The organism is Pigmentiphaga sp. CHJ604, from assembly GCF_036972535.1.
GTDB classification, from domain to species: Bacteria; Pseudomonadota; Gammaproteobacteria; order Burkholderiales; family Burkholderiaceae_B; genus Pigmentiphaga; species Pigmentiphaga daeguensis.
Window position 1 is genome coordinate 455,563 of record NZ_CP136998.1, and the last position, 18,185, is coordinate 473,747.

General features: G+C 65.3%; 11 protein-coding genes. 8 read left to right on the forward strand and 3 right to left on the reverse strand.

Annotation, left to right across the window (positions count from 1 at the left end):
* Nucleotides 1-224 precede the first annotated feature (224 nt).
* From rpoB to R4823_RS02360, 7 genes are all read left to right on the forward strand, one after another.
* A complete protein-coding gene (rpoB, locus tag R4823_RS02330; protein WP_087838383.1) occupies nucleotides 225-4,337 on the forward strand; it encodes a DNA-directed RNA polymerase subunit beta in 4,113 nt (1,370 codons plus the stop codon).
* An 11-nt stretch (nucleotides 4,338-4,348) separates the two neighbouring features.
* The gene (gene rpoC / locus R4823_RS02335) at nucleotides 4,349-8,617 is read left to right on the forward strand and encodes a DNA-directed RNA polymerase subunit beta' (RefSeq protein WP_279814487.1); all 4,269 of its coding nucleotides are present in this window, start codon (nucleotides 4,349-4,351) and stop codon (nucleotides 8,615-8,617) included.
* A 288-nt stretch (nucleotides 8,618-8,905) separates the two neighbouring features.
* On the forward strand, nucleotides 8,906-9,475 hold the full coding sequence (locus R4823_RS02340; protein WP_279814489.1) for a cupin domain-containing protein: 570 nt from the start codon (nucleotides 8,906-8,908) through the stop codon (nucleotides 9,473-9,475).
* Nucleotides 9,476-9,484: 9 nt separating this feature from the next.
* Complete coding sequence (gene fahA / locus R4823_RS02345) at nucleotides 9,485-10,798, forward strand: fumarylacetoacetase (RefSeq protein ID WP_279814491.1); 1,314 nt, start codon at nucleotides 9,485-9,487, stop codon at nucleotides 10,796-10,798.
* A 54-nt stretch (nucleotides 10,799-10,852) separates the two neighbouring features.
* Nucleotides 10,853-11,839 (forward strand): tripartite tricarboxylate transporter substrate binding protein, encoded by a 987-nt coding sequence (locus R4823_RS02350; protein WP_279814493.1) that lies wholly within the window; start codon nucleotides 10,853-10,855, stop codon nucleotides 11,837-11,839.
* Nucleotides 11,840-11,842: 3 nt separating this feature from the next.
* Nucleotides 11,843-12,790 (forward strand): amidohydrolase family protein, encoded by a 948-nt coding sequence (locus R4823_RS02355; RefSeq protein WP_279814494.1) that lies wholly within the window; start codon nucleotides 11,843-11,845, stop codon nucleotides 12,788-12,790.
* Between the two features lie 44 nt (nucleotides 12,791-12,834).
* Nucleotides 12,835-13,764: a LysR family transcriptional regulator gene (locus tag R4823_RS02360; protein WP_279814496.1), complete on the forward strand. Its 930-nt coding sequence runs from the start codon at nucleotides 12,835-12,837 to the stop codon at nucleotides 13,762-13,764.
* 54 nt (nucleotides 13,765-13,818) lie between these two features.
* On the opposite strand, the gene R4823_RS02365 is transcribed toward R4823_RS02360, so the two are convergent.
* Nucleotides 13,819-14,328 carry a nucleoside deaminase gene (locus R4823_RS02365; protein WP_279814498.1) on the reverse strand — a complete coding sequence of 170 codons (510 nt, stop codon included), beginning with the start codon at nucleotides 14,326-14,328 and terminating at the stop codon, nucleotides 13,819-13,821.
* The gene (locus R4823_RS02370; RefSeq protein WP_279814499.1) at nucleotides 14,325-15,353 is read right to left on the reverse strand and encodes an ABC transporter substrate-binding protein; all 1,029 of its coding nucleotides are present in this window, start codon (nucleotides 15,351-15,353) and stop codon (nucleotides 14,325-14,327) included. Before R4823_RS02370 ends, R4823_RS02365 begins: the two co-directional genes overlap by 4 nt.
* A 593-nt stretch (nucleotides 15,354-15,946) precedes the next feature.
* On the opposite strand from R4823_RS02370, the gene R4823_RS02375 reads away from it, so the two are divergent.
* Nucleotides 15,947-16,963, forward strand: coding sequence for a 2OG-Fe(II) oxygenase family protein (locus R4823_RS02375; protein WP_279814500.1), 1,017 nt, complete (start codon nucleotides 15,947-15,949; stop codon nucleotides 16,961-16,963).
* A gap of 12 nt (nucleotides 16,964-16,975) precedes the next feature.
* On the opposite strand, the gene R4823_RS02380 is transcribed toward R4823_RS02375, so the two are convergent.
* Nucleotides 16,976-18,184, reverse strand: coding sequence for a LysR substrate-binding domain-containing protein (locus R4823_RS02380; protein ID WP_279814502.1), 1,209 nt, complete (start codon nucleotides 18,182-18,184; stop codon nucleotides 16,976-16,978).
* Between the last annotated feature and the right edge of the window lies 1 nt (nucleotide 18,185).

Below are 18,185 nucleotides of genomic sequence, written 5' to 3' on the forward strand. Positions count from 1 at the left end.
GTTTTCCGTGGCAGTAACGCCGGTTCGCGTGGCTTTGCGCGCACGGATCGTCGAACGGATTTCCGGTGCGTGGGTGGGGATGATGCCGCCCGCGGACCCGAAACCCGTACCGGGGGAGCCCGGAAGAGGGGTACCGGCCCAGCCGGCGGGTAGCCCCGTTGAGATTTCGAAGTCGTATTTTAGGACCATTACCCGTGGTTCGTGCAACCTGAGTCGGAGTGCTCATGCCCTACTCGTTCACCGAAAAGAAGCGCATCCGCAAGAGCTTCGCCAAGCGCGAGGACGTGCAAACCGTTCCTTTCCTGCTGGCAACTCAGCTCGAGTCCTATCGTACCTTCCTGCAGTCGGATACCGCACCTCTGCAGCGCAAGGAAGAAGGCCTGCAAGCCGCATTCTCCTCGATCTTCCCCATCGTCAGCCATAACCAGATGGCCAGGCTGGAATTCGTCAGCTACGTGCTGGGCGAACCCGCCTTCGACGTGCGCGAATGCCAGCAGCGTGGGCTGACTTTCGCATCGCCCCTGCGCGCCAAGGTGCGCCTGGTCCTGCTCGATCGCGAGGCCAGCAAACCCACCGTCAAGGAAGTGAAGGAACAGGAAGTCTACATGGGCGAGATCCCGCTCATGACTTCCACCGGATCGTTCGTCATCAACGGTACCGAGCGGGTCATCGTCTCGCAGCTGCACCGTTCGCCCGGCGTGTTCTTCGAGCACGACCGCGGCAAGACCCACAGTTCCGGCAAGCTGTTGTTCTCGGCCCGCGTGATTCCCTACCGTGGCTCGTGGCTGGACTTCGAGTTCGACCCCAAGGACATCCTGTTCTTCCGCGTCGACCGCCGCCGCAAGATGCCCGTGACCATCCTGCTCAAGGCCATCGGCATGACACCCGAGAGCATCCTGGCGCACTTCTTCTCGTTCGACAGCTTCGAGCTGGCGAGCGAGGGCGGGCTGATGGAGTTCGTGCCCGAGCGCTGGAAGGGCGAGGTCGCGCGCTTCGACATCAATGACAAGTCCGGCAACGTCATCGTCGCCAAGGACAAGCGCATCAACGCCAAGCACATCCGCGACCTGGTGGCCGCGGACACGAAGCGCATCTCGGTGCCGGAAGACTTCCTGCTGGGCCGCGCGCTGGCCCGCAACGTCGTCGATCCGGAAACCGGCGAGATCGTGGCGCACGCCAACGAAGAGCTGACCGAGTCGCTGCTGAACAAGCTGCGCGAGAACAACGTGCGCGAGATCCAGACGCTCTACACGAACGACCTGGACCAGGGCCCGTACATCTCGCAGACGCTGCGCGTGGACGAGACCACCGACCAGACCGCCGCGCGCGTGGCGATCTATCGCATGATGCGCCCCGGCGAGCCTCCCACCGAGGAAGCCGTCGAAGCCCTGTTCCAGCGCCTGTTCTTCAGCGAGGAAACCTACGATCTGTCGCGCGTGGGCCGCATGAAGGTCAACAGCCGCCTGGGGCGCGGCAACGACATCACGGGCGCGATGACGCTCAGCAACGAGGACATCCTCGACACCATCAAGGTGCTGGTCGAGCTGCGCAACGGCCGCGGCGAGATCGACGACATCGATCACCTGGGCAACCGCCGCGTGCGCTGCGTGGGCGAACTGGCCGAGAACCAGTTCCGCGCCGGCCTGGTGCGCGTCGAGCGCGCCGTCAAGGAGCGCCTGGGCCAGGCCGAGGCCGAGAACCTGATGCCGCACGACCTGATCAACTCCAAGCCGATCTCGGCCGCCATCAAGGAGTTCTTCGGTTCGAGCCAGCTGTCGCAGTTCATGGACCAGACCAACCCGCTGTCCGAGATCACGCACAAGCGCCGCGTCTCGGCCCTGGGCCCCGGCGGCCTGACGCGCGAGCGCGCCGGCTTCGAGGTGCGCGACGTGCACCCGACCCACTACGGCCGCGTCTGCCCGATCGAGACGCCCGAAGGTCCGAACATCGGCCTGATCAACTCGATGGCCCTGTATGCCCGCCTGAACGAGTACGGCTTCCTGGAGACGCCGTACCGCAAGGTCGTGGACGGCAAGGTCAGCGACCAGATCGAGTACCTGTCGGCCATCGAGGAAAGCCGCTACGTGATCGCCCAGGCGAACGCCACGCTGGACGACGAAGGCCACTTCGTGGACGATCTGGTGGCCTGCCGCCAAGCCGGCGAAACGATGCTGACCGCCGCCGAGAACGTCCACTACATGGACGTGGCGCCGTCGCAGATCGTGTCCGTGGCCGCCTCGCTGATCCCGTTCCTCGAGCATGACGACGCGAACCGCGCGCTGATGGGCTCGAACATGCAGCGCCAGGCCGTGCCCTGCCTGCGTCCCGAGAAGCCCGTGGTGGGCACCGGCATCGAGCGCACCGTGGCGGTCGACTCCGGCACCACCGTGCAGGCGCTGCGCGGCGGCCTGGTCGACTACGTCGACGCCGAGCGCATCGTGATCCGCGTCAACGACGAGGAAAACGTCGCCGGCGAAGTGGGCGTCGACATCTACAACCTGATCAAGTACACCCGTTCCAACCAGAACACCAACATCAACCAGCGCCCCATCGTGCGCCGTGGCGACATCATCGCCAAGGGCGACGTGCTGGCCGACGGCGCTTCCAGCGACCTGGGCGAGCTGGCCCTGGGCCAGAACATGCTGGTCGCGTTCATGCCCTGGAACGGCTACAACTTCGAGGACTCGATCCTGATGTCGGAGCGCGTGGTGGCCAACGACCGCTACACCTCCATCCACATCGAGGAACTGACGGTCGTCGCCCGCGACACCAAGCTGGGTTCGGAAGAAATCACGCGCGACATCAGCAACCTCTCGGAAGGCCAGCTGAACCGCCTGGACGAATCGGGCATCGTCTACATCGGCGCCGAGGTCGAGGCGGGCGACGTGCTGGTCGGCAAGGTCACGCCCAAGGGCGAAACCCAGCTGACCCCGGAAGAGAAGCTGCTGCGCGCGATCTTCGGCGAGAAGGCCTCGGACGTGAAGGACACCTCGCTGCGCGTGCCCTCGGGCATGGTCGGCACCGTCATCGACGTGCAGGTGTTCACGCGCGAAGGCATCGTGCGCGACAAGCGTGCCCAGTCCATCATCGACGATGAGCTCAAGCGCTATCGCCAGGACCTGAACGACCAGCTGCGTATCGTGGAAAACGATACCTTCGACCGTATCGAGAAGTCGCTGGTCGGCAAGGTCGTCAACGGCGGCCCGCGCAAGCTGGCCAAGGGCGCGGCCATCGCCAAGTCCTACCTGGCCGAGCTGGACCGCTGGCAGTGGTTCGACATCCGCCTGGCCGACGAAGCCGCGGCCACCGCGCTCGAGCAGGCCAAGGAGTCGATCGAACAGAAACGCCACCAGTTCGATCTCGCCTTCGAAGAGAAGCGCAAGAAGCTGACCCAGGGCGACGAGCTGCCCCCGGGCGTGCTCAAGATGGTCAAGGTGTACCTGGCCGTCAAGCGCCGCCTGCAGCCCGGCGACAAGATGGCCGGCCGCCACGGCAACAAGGGCGTGGTCTCGAAGATCACTCCGGTGGAAGACATGCCGCACATGGCCGACGGCACCCCCGTCGACATCGTGCTGAACCCGCTGGGCGTGCCTTCGCGGATGAACGTGGGCCAGGTTCTGGAAGTGCACCTGGGCTGGGCCGCCAAGGGCCTGGGCCAGCGCTTCAACGAGATGCTGTCCGAAGCGCGCAAGGTCGAAGTGGCCAAGGTGCGCGAGTTTATCGGCAAGGTCTACAACACCACCGGCACGGCCGCCCGCCTGGAAGAGCTGGATGACGACGCGGTGATCGAGCTGGCGCAGAACCTGCGTAACGGCGTGCCGTTCGCCACGCCGGTGTTCGACGGCGCCTCGGAAAGCGACATCCGCGCGATGCTCGACCTGGCCTATCCGGACGAGCTGGCCGAGAGCCTCAAGCTGACCAACTCCAAGACCCAGGCCTACCTGTACGACGGCCGCACCGGCGAGATGTTCGAGCGTCCGGTCACGGTCGGCTACATGCACATGCTGAAGCTGCACCACCTGGTCGACGACAAGATGCACGCCCGTTCGACCGGCCCGTACTCGCTGGTGACCCAGCAGCCGCTGGGCGGCAAGGCCCAGTTCGGCGGCCAGCGTTTCGGGGAAATGGAAGTGTGGGCGCTGGAAGCCTACGGCGCCTCGTATGTGCTGCAAGAAATGCTGACCGTGAAGTCCGACGACGTGAACGGCCGTACCAAGGTGTACGAGAACATCGTCAAGGGCGACCACGTGATCGACGCCGGCATGCCCGAGTCGTTCAACGTGCTGGTCAAGGAAATCCGGTCGCTCGGGATCGACATGGATCTCGAGCGTAACTGATAGGAGTCGCCATGAAAGCGCTATTGGATCTGTTCAAGCAGGTTACGCAGGAAGAACAGTTCGACGCCATTCGCATTGGCATCGCGTCGCCGGAGAAGATCCGGTCGTGGTCGTTCGGCGAAGTCAAGAAGCCGGAGACGATCAACTATCGCACGTTCAAGCCCGAACGCGACGGGCTGTTCTGCGCCAAGATCTTCGGGCCGATCAAGGACTACGAGTGCCTGTGCGGCAAGTACAAGCGCCTCAAGCACCGTGGCGTGATCTGCGAGAAGTGCGGCGTGGAAGTCACGCTGGCCAAGGTTCGCCGCGAGCGCATGGGCCATATCGAGCTGGCCAGCCCGGTCGCTCACATCTGGTTCCTGAAGTCGCTGCCGTCGCGCCTGGGCATGGTGCTGGACATGACGCTGCGCGACATCGAGCGCGTCCTGTACTTCGAAGCCTACTGCGTCATCGATCCGGGCATGACGCCGCTCAAGCGCGCCCAGATCATGTCGGAAGACGACTTCCTGGCCAAGACCGAAGAGTACGGTGACGATTTCCGTGCGGTGATGGGTGCCGAGGCCGTGCGCGAACTGCTGCGCACGATCGACATCAACCGTGAGATCGAGACGCTGCGCGCCGACCTCCAGGCCACCAGCTCGGATGCCAAGATCAAGAAGATCTCCAAGCGCCTGAAGGTGCTGGAAGGCTTCCAGAAGTCCGGCATCAAGCCCGACTGGATGATCCTGGAAGTGCTGCCCGTGCTGCCGCCCGAGCTGCGCCCGCTGGTGCCGCTGGACGGCGGCCGCTTCGCCACGTCCGACCTGAACGACCTGTACCGCCGGGTCATCAACCGCAACAACCGCCTGAAGCGCCTGCTCGAGCTGAAGGCCCCCGAAATCATCGTGCGCAACGAAAAGCGCATGCTGCAGGAAGCCGTCGACTCGCTGCTGGACAACGGCCGCCGCGGCAAGGCCATGACTGGCGCCAACAAGCGTCCGCTCAAGTCGCTGGCCGACATGATCAAGGGCAAGAGCGGCCGCTTCCGCCAGAACCTGCTGGGCAAGCGCGTCGACTACTCGGGCCGTTCGGTGATCGTGGTGGGTCCGCAGCTCAAGCTGCACCAGTGCGGCCTGCCCAAGCTGATGGCGCTGGAGCTGTTCAAGCCCTTCATCTTCAACCGCCTGGAAATGATGGGCCTGGCCACGACCATCAAGGCGGCCAAGAAGCTGGTGGAAACGCAGGAACCGGTGGTGTGGGACATCCTCGAAGAGGTGATCCGCGAGCACCCGGTCATGCTGAACCGCGCCCCGACGCTGCACCGCCTGGGCATCCAGGCGTTCGAGCCGGTGCTGATCGAAGGCAAGGCCATCCAGCTGCACCCGCTGGTCTGCGCGGCGTTCAACGCCGACTTCGACGGCGACCAGATGGCCGTCCACGTTCCGCTGTCGCTGGAAGCCCAGCTGGAAGCCCGCACGCTGATGCTGGCCTCCAACAACGTGCTGTTCCCGGCCAACGGCGAGCCCTCGATCGTTCCTTCGCAGGACATCGTGCTGGGCCTGTACTACGCCACCCGCGAGCGCGTGAACGGCGCCGGCGAAGGCCTGCATTTCATGGACGTGTCCGAAGTGATGCGCGCCTACGAAAACAAGGTGGTCGAGCTCCAGTCGCGCATCACCGTGCGCCTGAACGAGTACGAGCGTGACGAGAACGGCGAATTCCAGCCCGTGCTGCGCCGTTTCGAGACGACCGTCGGCCGCGCCATCCTGTCGGAAATCCTGCCCAAGGGCCTGCCCTTCTCGGTGCTGAACAAGCCCCTGAAGAAGAAGGAGATCTCGCGCCTGATCAACCAGTCGTTCCGCCGCTGCGGCCTGCGCGACACGGTGATCTTCGCCGACCAGCTGATGCAGTCGGGCTTCCGCCTGGCCACCCGCGGCGGCATCTCGATCTGCATGGACGACATGCTGATCCCGTCCGCCAAGGAAGGCATCCTTGCCGAGGCCAGCAAGGAGGTCAAGGAAATCGACAAGCAGTACTCGTCGGGTCTGGTGACCTCCCAGGAACGCTACAACAACGTGGTGGACATCTGGGGCAAGGCCGGCGACCGCGTGGGCAAGGCGATGATGGAACAGCTCTCGACCGAGCCCGTCGTCGACCGCCACGGCAACGCCACCCGCCAGGAGTCGTTCAACTCGATCTACATGATGGCCGACTCCGGCGCCCGCGGTTCCGCGGCCCAGATCCGCCAGCTGGCCGGCATGCGGGGCCTGATGGCCAAGCCCGACGGCTCCATCATCGAGACGCCCATTACCGCGAACTTCCGCGAAGGCCTGAACGTTCTGCAGTACTTCATCTCGACCCACGGCGCGCGTAAAGGCCTGGCCGACACGGCGCTGAAGACGGCGAACTCGGGTTACCTGACCCGCCGCCTGGTGGACGTGACGCAGGACCTGGTCATCACCGAGGACGATTGCGGCACGACCTTCGGCTTCGCCATGAAGGCGCTGGTCGAGGGCGGTGAAGTGATCGAGCCGCTGCGCGACCGTATCCTCGGCCGTACCGCGGCCGCCGACGTGGTCGATCCCGACACGCAGGAAACCGTGTTCGAGGCCGGCACGCTGCTGGACGAAGACGCGGTGGACGCGATCGAGCGCCTGGGCATCGACGAAGTGAAGGTCCGCTCGGCCCTGACCTGCGAAACCCGTCACGGCCTGTGCGCCGCGTGCTACGGCCGCGACCTGGGCCGCGGTTCGCTGGTCAACGTCGGCGAGGCGGTCGGCGTGATCGCCGCCCAGTCCATCGGCGAACCCGGTACGCAGCTGACGATGCGTACGTTCCACATCGGTGGCGCGGCCTCGCGCGCGGCGCTGGCCTCCGGCGTGGAAACCAAGTCCAACGGCACGGTGCGCTTCACCAGCGCCATGCGCTATGTGACCAACGGCAAGGGCGAGCAGGTCGCCATCTCGCGTTCGGGCGAAATCCTGATCGTCGACGACAACGGCCGCGAGCGCGAGCGCCACAAGGTGCCGTACGGCGCCATCCTGCTGCACGGCGACGGCGTGACGGTCAAGGCCGGCGCGCAGCTGGCCACGTGGGATCCGCTGACTCGTCCGATCATCACCGAGTACGGTGGCACGATCAAGTTCGAGAACGTGGAAGAAGGCGTCACGGTGGCCCGTCAGCTCGACGAAGTCACCGGCCTGTCGACCCTGGTCGCGATCACGCCCAAGACGCGGGGCAGCGCCAAGCAGACCGTTCGTCCGCAGGTCAAGCTGCTCGATGCCTCCAACGAGGAAGTCAAGATTGCCGGTACCGACCACTCGGTCAGCATCTCCTTCCCGGTGGGCGCGCTGATCACCGTGCGCGACGGCCAGCAGGTCGGCGTGGGCGAAGTGCTGGCGCGTATTCCGCAGGAATCGCAGAAGACCCGCGACATTACCGGGGGTCTGCCGCGCGTGGCCGAGCTGTTCGAAGCCCGTTCGCCCAAGGACGCCGGCATGCTCGCCGACGTCACCGGCACGGTTTCGTTCGGCAAGGACACCAAGGGCAAGCAGCGCCTGGTCATCACCGACCTGGACGGCGTCAGCCACGAGTTCCTGATTCCGAAGGAAAAGCAGGTGCTGGTGCACGACGGCCAGGTGGTGAACAAGGGCGAAATGATCGTGGACGGCCCGGCCGATCCCCACGACATCCTGCGCCTGCAAGGCATCGAGAAGCTGGCGATCTACATCGTCGACGAAGTGCAGGACGTCTACCGCCTGCAAGGCGTGAAGATCAACGACAAGCACATCGAAGTGATCGTGCGCCAGATGCTGCGCCGCGTGAACATCGTCGATCCGGGCGATACCTCGTTCATCCCGGGCGAGCAGGTCGAGCGCGCCGAGATGCTGAACGAGAACGATCGCGTCAACGCCGACAACCAGCGTCCGGCCACGTACGAGAACGTGCTGCTGGGTATCACGAAGGCCTCGCTGTCGACCGACTCGTTCATCTCGGCCGCTTCGTTCCAGGAAACCACGCGTGTCCTGACCGAAGCCGCCATCATGGGCAAGCGCGACGACCTGCGCGGCTTGAAGGAAAACGTCATCGTGGGTCGCCTGATCCCCGCGGGTACCGGCATGGCCTACCATGCCGCCCGCAAGGAGAAGGAAGCCCAGGAGGCCGCCGAGCGCGAAGTGGTATTCGCCGACGTGGGCAACACCTTCGACGAGAGCGAGATCTTCAATACGCCGGCCGAAAGCGTGACGACCTCGGAGCCTTCGGGCGACGAGCCGCAGTCGGGCGACGACCAGCAAGTGTGACGTAGCAGGTCACGACAAGAGGCCCCTTCGGGGGCCTCTTTTTTTTGGGGCTCCGCATCCTGTTGCTGACCTCTCGATGACGTTCGTGCGCGGCGGAAGCCGTGGGGGCCCTGCCTAACAGACCGTATTGGCGAAGGGCTGGTGCGCGGACTTTACCGTAGGGAATAGCTGGTTTTCCTCCGCCTGCCTTTCCGGGCCGTGGTGCCCTACCTAGAATGACGCCCGTACTGCGCGATGCATCAGGCATCGGCAGATCGACCATGACCAGTACGAGGCGAAAGACACCGCATGACGCAGATCTCCGGAAATCAGCCGGCTGGCGCTAGGCCGTCCATCCGTTCCCATCGTCGCATCGTGACGGGGCACGATGCGCAAGGCCGATCGATTTTCCTTTGCGACGGCTTGGCTCCCAATGTCAAGCAACCGGATGCGGTGCCCAATCTGGCGATGATCGATCTTTGGGAAACCAGCTGTACCCCTGCATCGAACGCGGGAGCCGCCGATGCGGCGGATCGGCCGACCCCGTTGTCGCCACCGCCTGGAGGCAGCATCTTTCGGATATTGGTGTTGCCACCCGAAAGCGAGCGAGACTTTTCGAAGGTTGCCGATCAGTTCGCGCACTGGGGCGAAGGTCACGTCCTGACGGGAAAAAACCGTCATCCGGCTTTCCACAAGACCAACACCATCGACTATGCGATCGTGCTCGAGGGAGAAGTGTGGGCGTTGATGGACATCGGCGAAACACTTATGAAGGCCGGCGATGTTCTGATTCAGCGCGGAACCAATCATGCCTGGTCCAACCGGTCGGACTCTCCCGTGCGTATTGCGTTTGTCCTCATCGACGCGCAGCCGCTGTAGGCCGTAGCCATGAACGCACAGACGAGGCCCCTGCATACGGGCAAGCACAGTTGGGTCGTCGAAGCGAACTATCTTGATTGCGACTTTCCGCTGGATAACCTGCCCTTTGGCCTGTTTCGGGACGAAGATGGCGCTGGCTGCGCTATTGGCGTGGCCATTGGCAACCAGGTGCTGGACCTGGTGCAAGCCAGCCAGCAGGGCTTGATCGTCGATCATGGGGCGTTGCAGCAATGCGTCGCGGAAAAATCGTTGAACGCTTTGTTCGCGCAGGGAAACGAAGTGGCCGCGCACTTGCGCGCGCAAGCCATCGGCCTGCTGGAAGAGGGCGCGGCACAGCGTCGCGCGGTCGAGCCTTGTCTGCGGTCCCTCACCAGAATCAGTTTGCGCGTGCCCTTTGCCGTGGGCGACTACACCGATTTTCTGGCTTCGTATCATCACGCCTTTAATGTCGGCAGCCTGTACCGGCCGGATAATCCGGTATTGCCCAATTTCACCTCCATGCCTATTGCCTACCATGGGCGGGCATCGACGGTGGTAGCGAGCGGGGAGCCGGTTTTTCGGCCTGAGGGTTTGTTCAAAGCCTCGTACGGTGATGTGCTGCCGATATTCGGCCATACCAGAAAGCTGGACTACGAGATGGAGTTCGGCGTGTTCATCGGCAAAGGCAATGCGCGTGGCACCGCCATCGGCGTGGACGAGGCCCAGACGCATATCGCCGGGGTCTGCCTGCTGAATGACTGGTCCGCACGTGACATCCAGGCTTGGGAAACCCAGCCGCTAGGGCCGTTCCTGGGGAAGAATTTCTGCACGACGATTTCGCCGTGGGTAGTCACGATGGAAGCGCTGGCGCCTTATCGAGTAGCGTTGGGTAGGGACTCCGCCGCTCCGCCCGCCTTCGACTACTTGTCTTCCCCTGCCGATGCAGCCAACGGCGCTTTCGAAATCCACGCGCAGGTCCGGCTGCTTACCGCCGCCATGGCGCGGGAAGGCCTGCCGTCCGTCGTCATTTCGCAGTCGCTGCTGAACCGGGACAGCTATTGGACGTTTGCGCAGATGATTGCGCATCACACCGTGAACGGCTGCAATCTGCGCACGGGCGATCTGTTGGGAACCGGGACCTTGTCCGGCCCGACTCCGGGAACCGAGGGCAGCCTGCTGGAGTTGACGCGCGGCGGCAAACAGCCGTTGGTGCTTCCCAATGGCGAGCAGCGGGTCTTTCTGGAGGATGGCGACGAACTCCGGCTAGGCGCTTACTGCCAGCGCGAACAGGGCCCCAGAATAGGTTTCGGAGAGTGTGCGGGCAGGATAGTGCGGGCAATGTAGGGCCTGCGCATGGGCGAACGAGATGGTCGTATCCATGCACTGTTTTGAGAACGAATGGAGACTACCGTGATGAATTGCGGAAAGCGGTGCGTCGCAATGGGCATGATCGTTGGTTGCCTGCAGGCATACGCGGCGGCGCCGGATGCCGGGTGGCCGATGCGGCCGGTGCGGGTGCTCGTGGGATATCCGGCGGGTGGACCGACGGACTCGGTTGCCCGCGTGCTCGCCGAGGCCTTGGGCAAGGAAGCCGGCCAGCAGTTCGTGGTGGAGAATCGAGCCGGCGCCGACGGGGCGATCGCGGTGAACGCGGGCGTGAGGGCCGACGCCGACGGATACACATTGATCGTTTCGCTCAAGGGTGCGATGGCCGTGGCGCCATTCGTATCCCGGCTGCCTTACGAGCCCTTGTCGGATCTGACTCCTCTGGCCACGTTGGGACAGTCCCCCTTGCTGTTCGCCACGCGGCCTGATTCGGGCTTGCGGCGGCTGGGCGACCTGCGGGAAGTGTACAAGAAGCGTGGCGGCAAGCTGAGCATAGGCTACGTGGGCGCGTTCAATCAAATGATGGCGGTCCAGCTTACCCAGGAAGCCGGCGTGGACCTGCTGCTCGTTCCCTACAAGGGAGGTCCCGCGGCTGTGAACGATCTGATCGGCGGACGTATCGACATGATGGTGGGCGATGCGGCGGGACCGGCGGTCGAACAGATCAAGGCAGGCAATGCGGTCGGGTTGGCGGTCACGTCCAGCCACCGCGCGGCAGAGCTCCCGGGCGTGCCTACGGTGGCCGAGTCCGGTTTCCCGGCTCTTCAGGGGGTGCAGTGGTACGGGTTGTGGGGGCCCGCCAGGATGCCGGCCGCACTGGTGGAGAAGATTCATCGCCTGGCGGCGAAGGCCATGGGGACACCGCTCTCGCTGGAAAGATTGGGCAATGTCCATATCGAGCCATTTGCCCAGTCACTCGAACAGATGCGCGCGTTGATGGTGAGTGAGAGCACCCATTGGCGCATGGTTGCCGAGAAGGCCGGCATCAAACCGCAATAACGGATGATCCGCCTGCAAGCTCATTTCTTCGCGATGCCGCAGCCCATGCTTTTCGATTCTCACGCCCATCTGATTTCGCCCGATGTCCAGCGCTACCCGAGGGAGGCTATGGGAGGCGCCAAACCCCAGGAGGCGCAGCCGGATGTGGATACCAGTACCGAAGCCCTCATCGCGCTCATGGATGCCCACGAGGTCGGGCAGGTCTGCGCGGTTCAGCGCGCCTTCATTTACGGGTACGACAATAGCTATATCCTGGATGCCGCGCGGGCCTACCCCGACAGGATCACGCCGGTCCTGGTGGTGGACGCCACCGATGCTTCGACCCCTTCCTTGCTGCGGCGTCTGGCCGATGGCCAGCGGTTGGGGGGCATACGATTATCGGCCCCCCGCGCCGATCCGTTCAGCCTGGATTGGCTCGAGTCTCCGGCCGCGATGGAAACCTGGCGGGCTGCCGAGGAACTGGAGTTGCCGGTTGCGGTGATTTTCTTCCGAACCCATCGCGGACGGGCGATTCCCGCGCTGGCGCGGATTGCGCGTCGTTTCCCTGGCGTGCCTGTCGTCATCGATCACGTAGGCGTGCCGCACGGCACTATCTACGATGGCAAGTACGCCGGGGTTCCGGAGTCGGATTATCCTCCAGGAGGGGCGCCGGGCTTCGACCTGGACGAGCTGGTAAGGGGATTGGCGGAGCTTCGAAACACGTTCTTCAAGGTGACCTCGATCAACTTTCGCCGGTTGATCGGCGCGGGCATCCCGACGGCCTCGTTCGTGCGGCACCTGGCAGATGTCTTCGGCGCGGATCGCCTGATGTGGGGGTCTGACGTCGGGCAGACGCGCGGTCTTTACGGGCCCAAGGTCGACGCGGCGCGGATGGCTGCGAGCGAATTGTCGCCGGCCGAGCGCGCGGCGTTCCTGCACGATACCGGGGCGCGGCTATATATGAACGCCTGAAGCGAGAGTGCTACTCTACCTCGGAGCAGGTAGAGGAGAGCTCGTTGAGAACACCTCAGATCGACCCGCAAAAGCTGAGGCTCGTGGTCGCGATCGGAAGGCAGGGCAGCCTTTCGCGCGTCGCGAACGAAGAGGGACTGTCGCAGTCCGCCGTCAGTAAGGCCTTGGCTCAATGCGAAGCGGAGTGGGGAGGCAAACTGTTCCTCAGGACCGGACGGGGCATGGTTCTCACCGATTTCGGCCGCAGCGTATTGCCCCGCATCCAGGCATGGCTCGACGCGTCGCAGGCCATGGTGGACGAATTCAAGGAACTGGCGAACACGACGGCGGGAAATGTCCGCCTGGCGACCTTGCCCTCGCTGAGTTCTCCGATCATGGGTATGCTATTTTCCGCTGTCCATTCCTGGTTTCCGCGTATCAAGATCGGGATCGTCGAGGGCTACGCGGAGCAGATCGAGGGCTGGCTTGAAAGCGGCCATGTCGACCTGGGCGTCTCGTTGCGATACGACGGGCTGCAGAAGGGCGTGGGCATTCCACTTGTGGACTTCGATGTCTACCTGTGCAGCGCGGCCGGCGCCTCGCTGACAAGTGAGCCGACCGTTCCCTTTCCTCGTCTGGATGGCGTGCCCCTGGTCATCCATAATTTTGGAGGCGTGCTGCATCGCTACCTCGAGCCTCTTTTTCGGGATCGAGGCATGTCGCTGAACGTCGCGCTCGAAGCGAATTCCCTGAGCATACAGCGGGACGTCGTCGCCAATAGCGGGGTATATGCACTGCTCAGCTACAACGCGGTAGCCCAGGATGTTCGAAGCGGCCGTATCCAGGCCAGCAGGCTCATCGAGCCCGCCATCGTTCAACACCTGGATCTCGCCTATGCCAGGCATGGGCCGATCAGCAGCGCTGCACGGGAAGTCGGTAGGCAATTGCAGGCGGTCGTCCGTGCGGGCGTGGACCAAGGTTTGCTGCGCCGATAGACGCAGCCTGGATGAGTATCCAGGCTTTCTATCATGGGCAAACGCCCGTGCGGCTCAGGTTTTCCAGCCTCCTTCGTGCGAGGCGGCCGCCTCGTCCAGCAGCGCCGGGCCGATGCACGCGATCGGCACCGGCGAGGCGTCGAACACGTCGCGGCAGGACAGCTCCGCGTCCCGCTGGTCCAGGCGCGCGCCCCGGAACGCGCGCAGACGCACGGCGTCGATGCCGAAGACCACCCGGCGAATGTTGGACCAGTAGATCGCTCCGGCGCACATCACGCAGGGTTCGCCCGAGGCATACAGGGTGGCGCCCGCCAGTTCCTCGCGCGTGTGGCGGGGGCTGGCGAGGCGGATGGCCTCGGTTTCCGCATGGGCGGTGCAGTCGCCCGTCTCGCCGTTGCGGTTCCAGGCCTCGGCCAGCACGGTGCCGTCCGCGCCGACGATGACCGACCCGAAGGGGCGGTTGCCGCGCGAGCGGGCCAGGTTGGCGAGCTCGATGGCCCGGCGCAGGTATCGTCCGTCGCCTTCGTCCACGGGCTGCTCGCCGGGAAGGGGCTGCGCCGTCATGCGGGCACCTTGCGCTGGGCGGCGGGAGGCAGGAGGCTGTCGTCGAAGATCTGGCCGATGGGGGGCCGGGCGGGCAGATCGAAAACGGCGGCGACTTCGTCGATCTGGCGCTGCAGGATGTCGGCCCGGACGCTGCCCAGGCCGTCGGCGCGGGTGTCGTCGGTGGCGAGATAGCGGCGAGTGATGTGCCAGCGTGCGCGTTCGACCTTCAGGTCGATGATAGCCTCGCGCGCCTTGATCGCGGCCAGCGCGGGTTCCGGATCGGCCAGGGTCTCGACCAGGGCCCGGTTGGTGGCCGCCAGGAAGGCCTTGACCGCCGCCGGTTTCTCGGCGATGAGCCGGCGGCTGGCCAGTACCGCGTTGCCGTACAGGGCAAGGCCGGTGCGCGCATACTCGAGCACCGCGAGTTCCTGGGGCGGCATGCGGGCGAACAGCGAGACCGCCGAATCGTGGAAGTAGGTGGCCGCGTCGACATCGCCGCGGACCATGACATTGTCGCGGGTACTGAAGTCGGTCGTGATCCACTGGAACAGATCCGGGGAGACGCCGAGCTGACGCGCCGCCATCGGCCAGCAGCGGCGCGTCGCCTCCACGGCCGCGGCCGCGACGCGCTTGCCGCGCAGGCTGGCGAAATCGGTCGTGATGCCGCGGTCCTTGCGGCCGATGATGACGAAGGGCGCCCGGTTGTAATACTGGTACACCGCCTGGACGGGCGCGCCGACGCTTTGCGCGTGAAACTCGACCAGCGAGCTGATGTCCCCCAGGCCGAGGTCGTAGGCCCCGCTGGCGACGCGCGTGATCGAGGCGACCGAGCCGGACCCGACGTCGATGCTCACGTCCAGCCCGGCCTCCTTGTAATAGCCCTTGGCCAGCGCCAGGAAGAAGGGCGAGGTCTGGCTGGTGACGCGGAAGTCGAGGGTGAACTTGATCGGAGTGAGGGCGCGCGGCTGGGCGAGAACCGGGCGGACATGTGCTCCGGCGAGGGCGGAAGCGGACAGCGTGGCGAGGAACTGGCGGCGGTTCATCTGATGGAGGTCCCGTGTCGTGGAATGGAGAATTCCCGGACATGCCTGCGGCAAGCCTGTCCGGCGCGACTCGAGCAATTTCCGGGCGCCGGCGCATGGCCGACGCTGAACGCTTCTACTCTGCGATCGACCAAGCAAGGGGTGTGCCATCGGAGTTTGCCGGCGTTTCGGGCTCCGGAACACCCGTGCGCCTTTCCCCGGGGAAGGCCGGCAAGCGACAATGCTTCCGGCGCGCGGCGCTTCGCCGCGCCGTCCCCGTGCCGGTGTCTTCGATTGGTGCAAAAGGCCCGCCGGTGCGGCGCCTGCTGCACAAAGTTGGTGAACGCGGCGGCGGAGCGGCACGGCACGCCAGGAGGGCACGAGCCGATGCGCCTGGAGCGGTTCTTGCATGACTGCGGGCCGAAAGAGTAGAAGCGTTCAGCGCAATCGCCCGGCGCCGTCCGGCCCGATTGGCGGGTCATTGCTCTTGAAGAGGCCGCGCCGCGGGGTACGCTCCCGCGGGGCGGCCATGTCAACCTTCAAGCGCGACACGACCGCCCCGCTCGATGCCCGGTAGTGGTCGATGTCCCTTGTTCTTCGACGAGGATGTCATCATGAAAACCACGAGTGCCACGCCGTCCCTCCAGGTTCCCTCCGGCTATGGGCTGGGAGAGCTCGAAAAGGAATCCCGCATGGGGGGCATGGGGCAGGAAACCCAGCGCGAGATCCGCATCATCGACGTGGCCGATTTCGATCGCCGGCACGCCGAGATCGCCGACGAGATCTGGCGCGCCGCGACCGAGATCGGTTTCTTCCAGGTCAAGAACCATGGCATCCCGCTGTCCGATATCGAGGCCGCGTTCGTGCGCGCCGAGCGCTTCTTCGCCCTGCCGCGCGAGACCAAGGCGCAATGGCCGCTGACCCGCAACGCCGGCTGGGAGCACAAGGCCCAGATCCGGCCGTCCACCCGTACGCCGGACCAGAAGGAGTCCTACCAGGTGACGCGTCCGCGCATGGACGGATTGTGGCCGACCGAGGACGAGCTGCCCGGCTTCAAGGAGGCCACCTTGCGGTTCGAGCGCCAGTGCTGGGAGGTCGGGATGCGGCTGCTGTCCTGCTTTGCGCTGAAGCTGGGCTTTGCGCCCGACTTCTTCACCCGCGCCCACGATCCGGCTCCCGCAACCTACCAGAGCACCTTGCGCATGCTGCACTACTTCGCCATCGACCCCGCGCTCAAGGACGAGCTGGGCCTGTGGCGCGCCGGCGCCCACACCGACTACGACTGCCTGACGCTGTTGTTCCAGCGCGCGGGCCAGGCGGGCTTGCAAGTGCTGCCGGGCAAGGACGCCGAGAGCCGCGCCTGGACACCGGTCGAGGCGGTCGAGGGGGTCATCACCTGCAATATCGGCGACATGCTGATGCGCTGGAGCGACGATGCGCTGCCGTCGAACTTCCACCGCGTGCGCAATCCGCAGCCGCACGAGTACCAGGGGGCCCGCTACAGCCTCGCGTTCTTCTGCCAGGCCAACGAGGACGTGGTGATCGAGGGGCCCGGGCGCAAGTATCCGGCGATCACCGCGGCGGAATACCTGAAGCAGCGGATATCGGCGAATTTCTCGAACCGGTACTGATGGACGCGGCGGTCAGGCCGCGGCGAGCGTGGGCGCCAGGGTACCCGCCGCGGCCTTCTCGATGTATTGCATCAGTTTCTCGCACAGCAGCGAGGGCTGGGCGTCGCGCCGCAGGAGGAACCCGATGTCCCGGCCGGTGGGGGGCAGTTCTACCTCCAGGACCTTGACGGCGCCCGAGGCGATCTCGTAGGAGAGGTACTCGGGCGACACCACCGAGACCATGTCGCTGTGCTGGAGCAGGCCGCGCAGCAAGCCCAGGTCGCCCGCCTGCACGGCGACGTGCGGAGGCGCGATGCCCAGGTCGCGAAACAGGTCGTTCAGGAGTTCGCGCGTGGGTGCTCCCCGGTCGCGCAGTATCCACGGATGGCGGACGAGATCGGTGATCTCGACCCGCTTCCTGGCGCACAGGGGATGTCCGGCCCTGACCACGGCGACCAGGCGGTCGCTGCCGATCACCCGGATGAGGAAGTCCCGATGCGAGTAGTTGGCATTGAGACCGGTCAGGATGAAATCGATCTCGCCCGAGTGCACGCCGGCGAAGAGGATCTCGAACGGACCGTCCACCATGGAGATCTGCACGTTGGGATGCCGCCCCACCAGCGCCGCGATGGCCTGGGGCAGCACACGCGTGCGCAGCGAGGGGAGGGCGGCGAACATGACGCGGCCGCTGATCTCGCCTCGCTGCTGCGCGATGTCTGCTTCGAGGTGGCGCAGCTCCGCCAGCACCCGCCGCACGCGAAACAGCAGCAGCTCGCCGGCCTCGGTCACGGCCATGCCCTTGGCCGTGCGGCGGAACAGGGGCAGGTCCAGCGACGCCTCCGCCTGCCTGAGCAGGGCGCTGACCGCGGGCTGGGTCAAGCCCATGACCGCCGCGACGCTGGGCATGTGCCCCATTTCGCGCAGGCGGACCAGCGCCGTCAACTGACGCTCACCCACCAGCATGGCAAACAGCGGCGCGCCAGCGGAGACGCCGTAGGGAGAAAGTTCGGCGCAGGCCTGGCGCAGTTCGGCGTCGATGCGCAGGGCGCGGCGGTAGGCGGCGTCGCCGAACGGCGTGGGCGCCATGCCCGAGGCCTGGCGTTCGAACAGCGTGGCCTCGAAGCTCGTTTCGAGCTGGCGGATGGAGCTCGCCACCGCCGAGGGCGTGCGCAGCAATCGCTGGGCGGCATGCGCGATGCTGCCCGCCTCGACCACGGCGATGAGCGCCCGAAGGTGCCGCATG

What these genes read in the sequence shown, in the direction of transcription:
- R4823_RS02350 (WP_279814493.1), top strand. Translation starts at nt 10,853, where the DNA reads ATGGAGACTACCGTGATGAATTGCGGAAAGCGGTGCGTCGCAATGGGC.
- R4823_RS02380 (WP_279814502.1), bottom strand. Translation starts at nt 18,184, where the DNA reads ATGCGGCACCTTCGGGCGCTCATCGCCGTGGTCGAGGCGGGCAGCATC.
- R4823_RS02365 (WP_279814498.1), bottom strand. Translation starts at nt 14,328, where the DNA reads ATGACGGCGCAGCCCCTTCCCGGCGAGCAGCCCGTGGACGAAGGCGAC.
- R4823_RS02355 (WP_279814494.1), top strand. Translation starts at nt 11,843, where the DNA reads ATGATCCGCCTGCAAGCTCATTTCTTCGCGATGCCGCAGCCCATGCTT.
- rpoB (WP_087838383.1), top strand. Translation starts at nt 225, where the DNA reads ATGCCCTACTCGTTCACCGAAAAGAAGCGCATCCGCAAGAGCTTCGCC.
- R4823_RS02370 (WP_279814499.1), bottom strand. Translation starts at nt 15,353, where the DNA reads ATGAACCGCCGCCAGTTCCTCGCCACGCTGTCCGCTTCCGCCCTCGCC.
- fahA (WP_279814491.1), top strand. Translation starts at nt 9,485, where the DNA reads ATGAACGCACAGACGAGGCCCCTGCATACGGGCAAGCACAGTTGGGTC.
- rpoC (WP_279814487.1), top strand. Translation starts at nt 4,349, where the DNA reads ATGAAAGCGCTATTGGATCTGTTCAAGCAGGTTACGCAGGAAGAACAG.
- R4823_RS02375 (WP_279814500.1), top strand. Translation starts at nt 15,947, where the DNA reads ATGAAAACCACGAGTGCCACGCCGTCCCTCCAGGTTCCCTCCGGCTAT.
- R4823_RS02340 (WP_279814489.1), top strand. Translation starts at nt 8,906, where the DNA reads ATGACGCAGATCTCCGGAAATCAGCCGGCTGGCGCTAGGCCGTCCATC.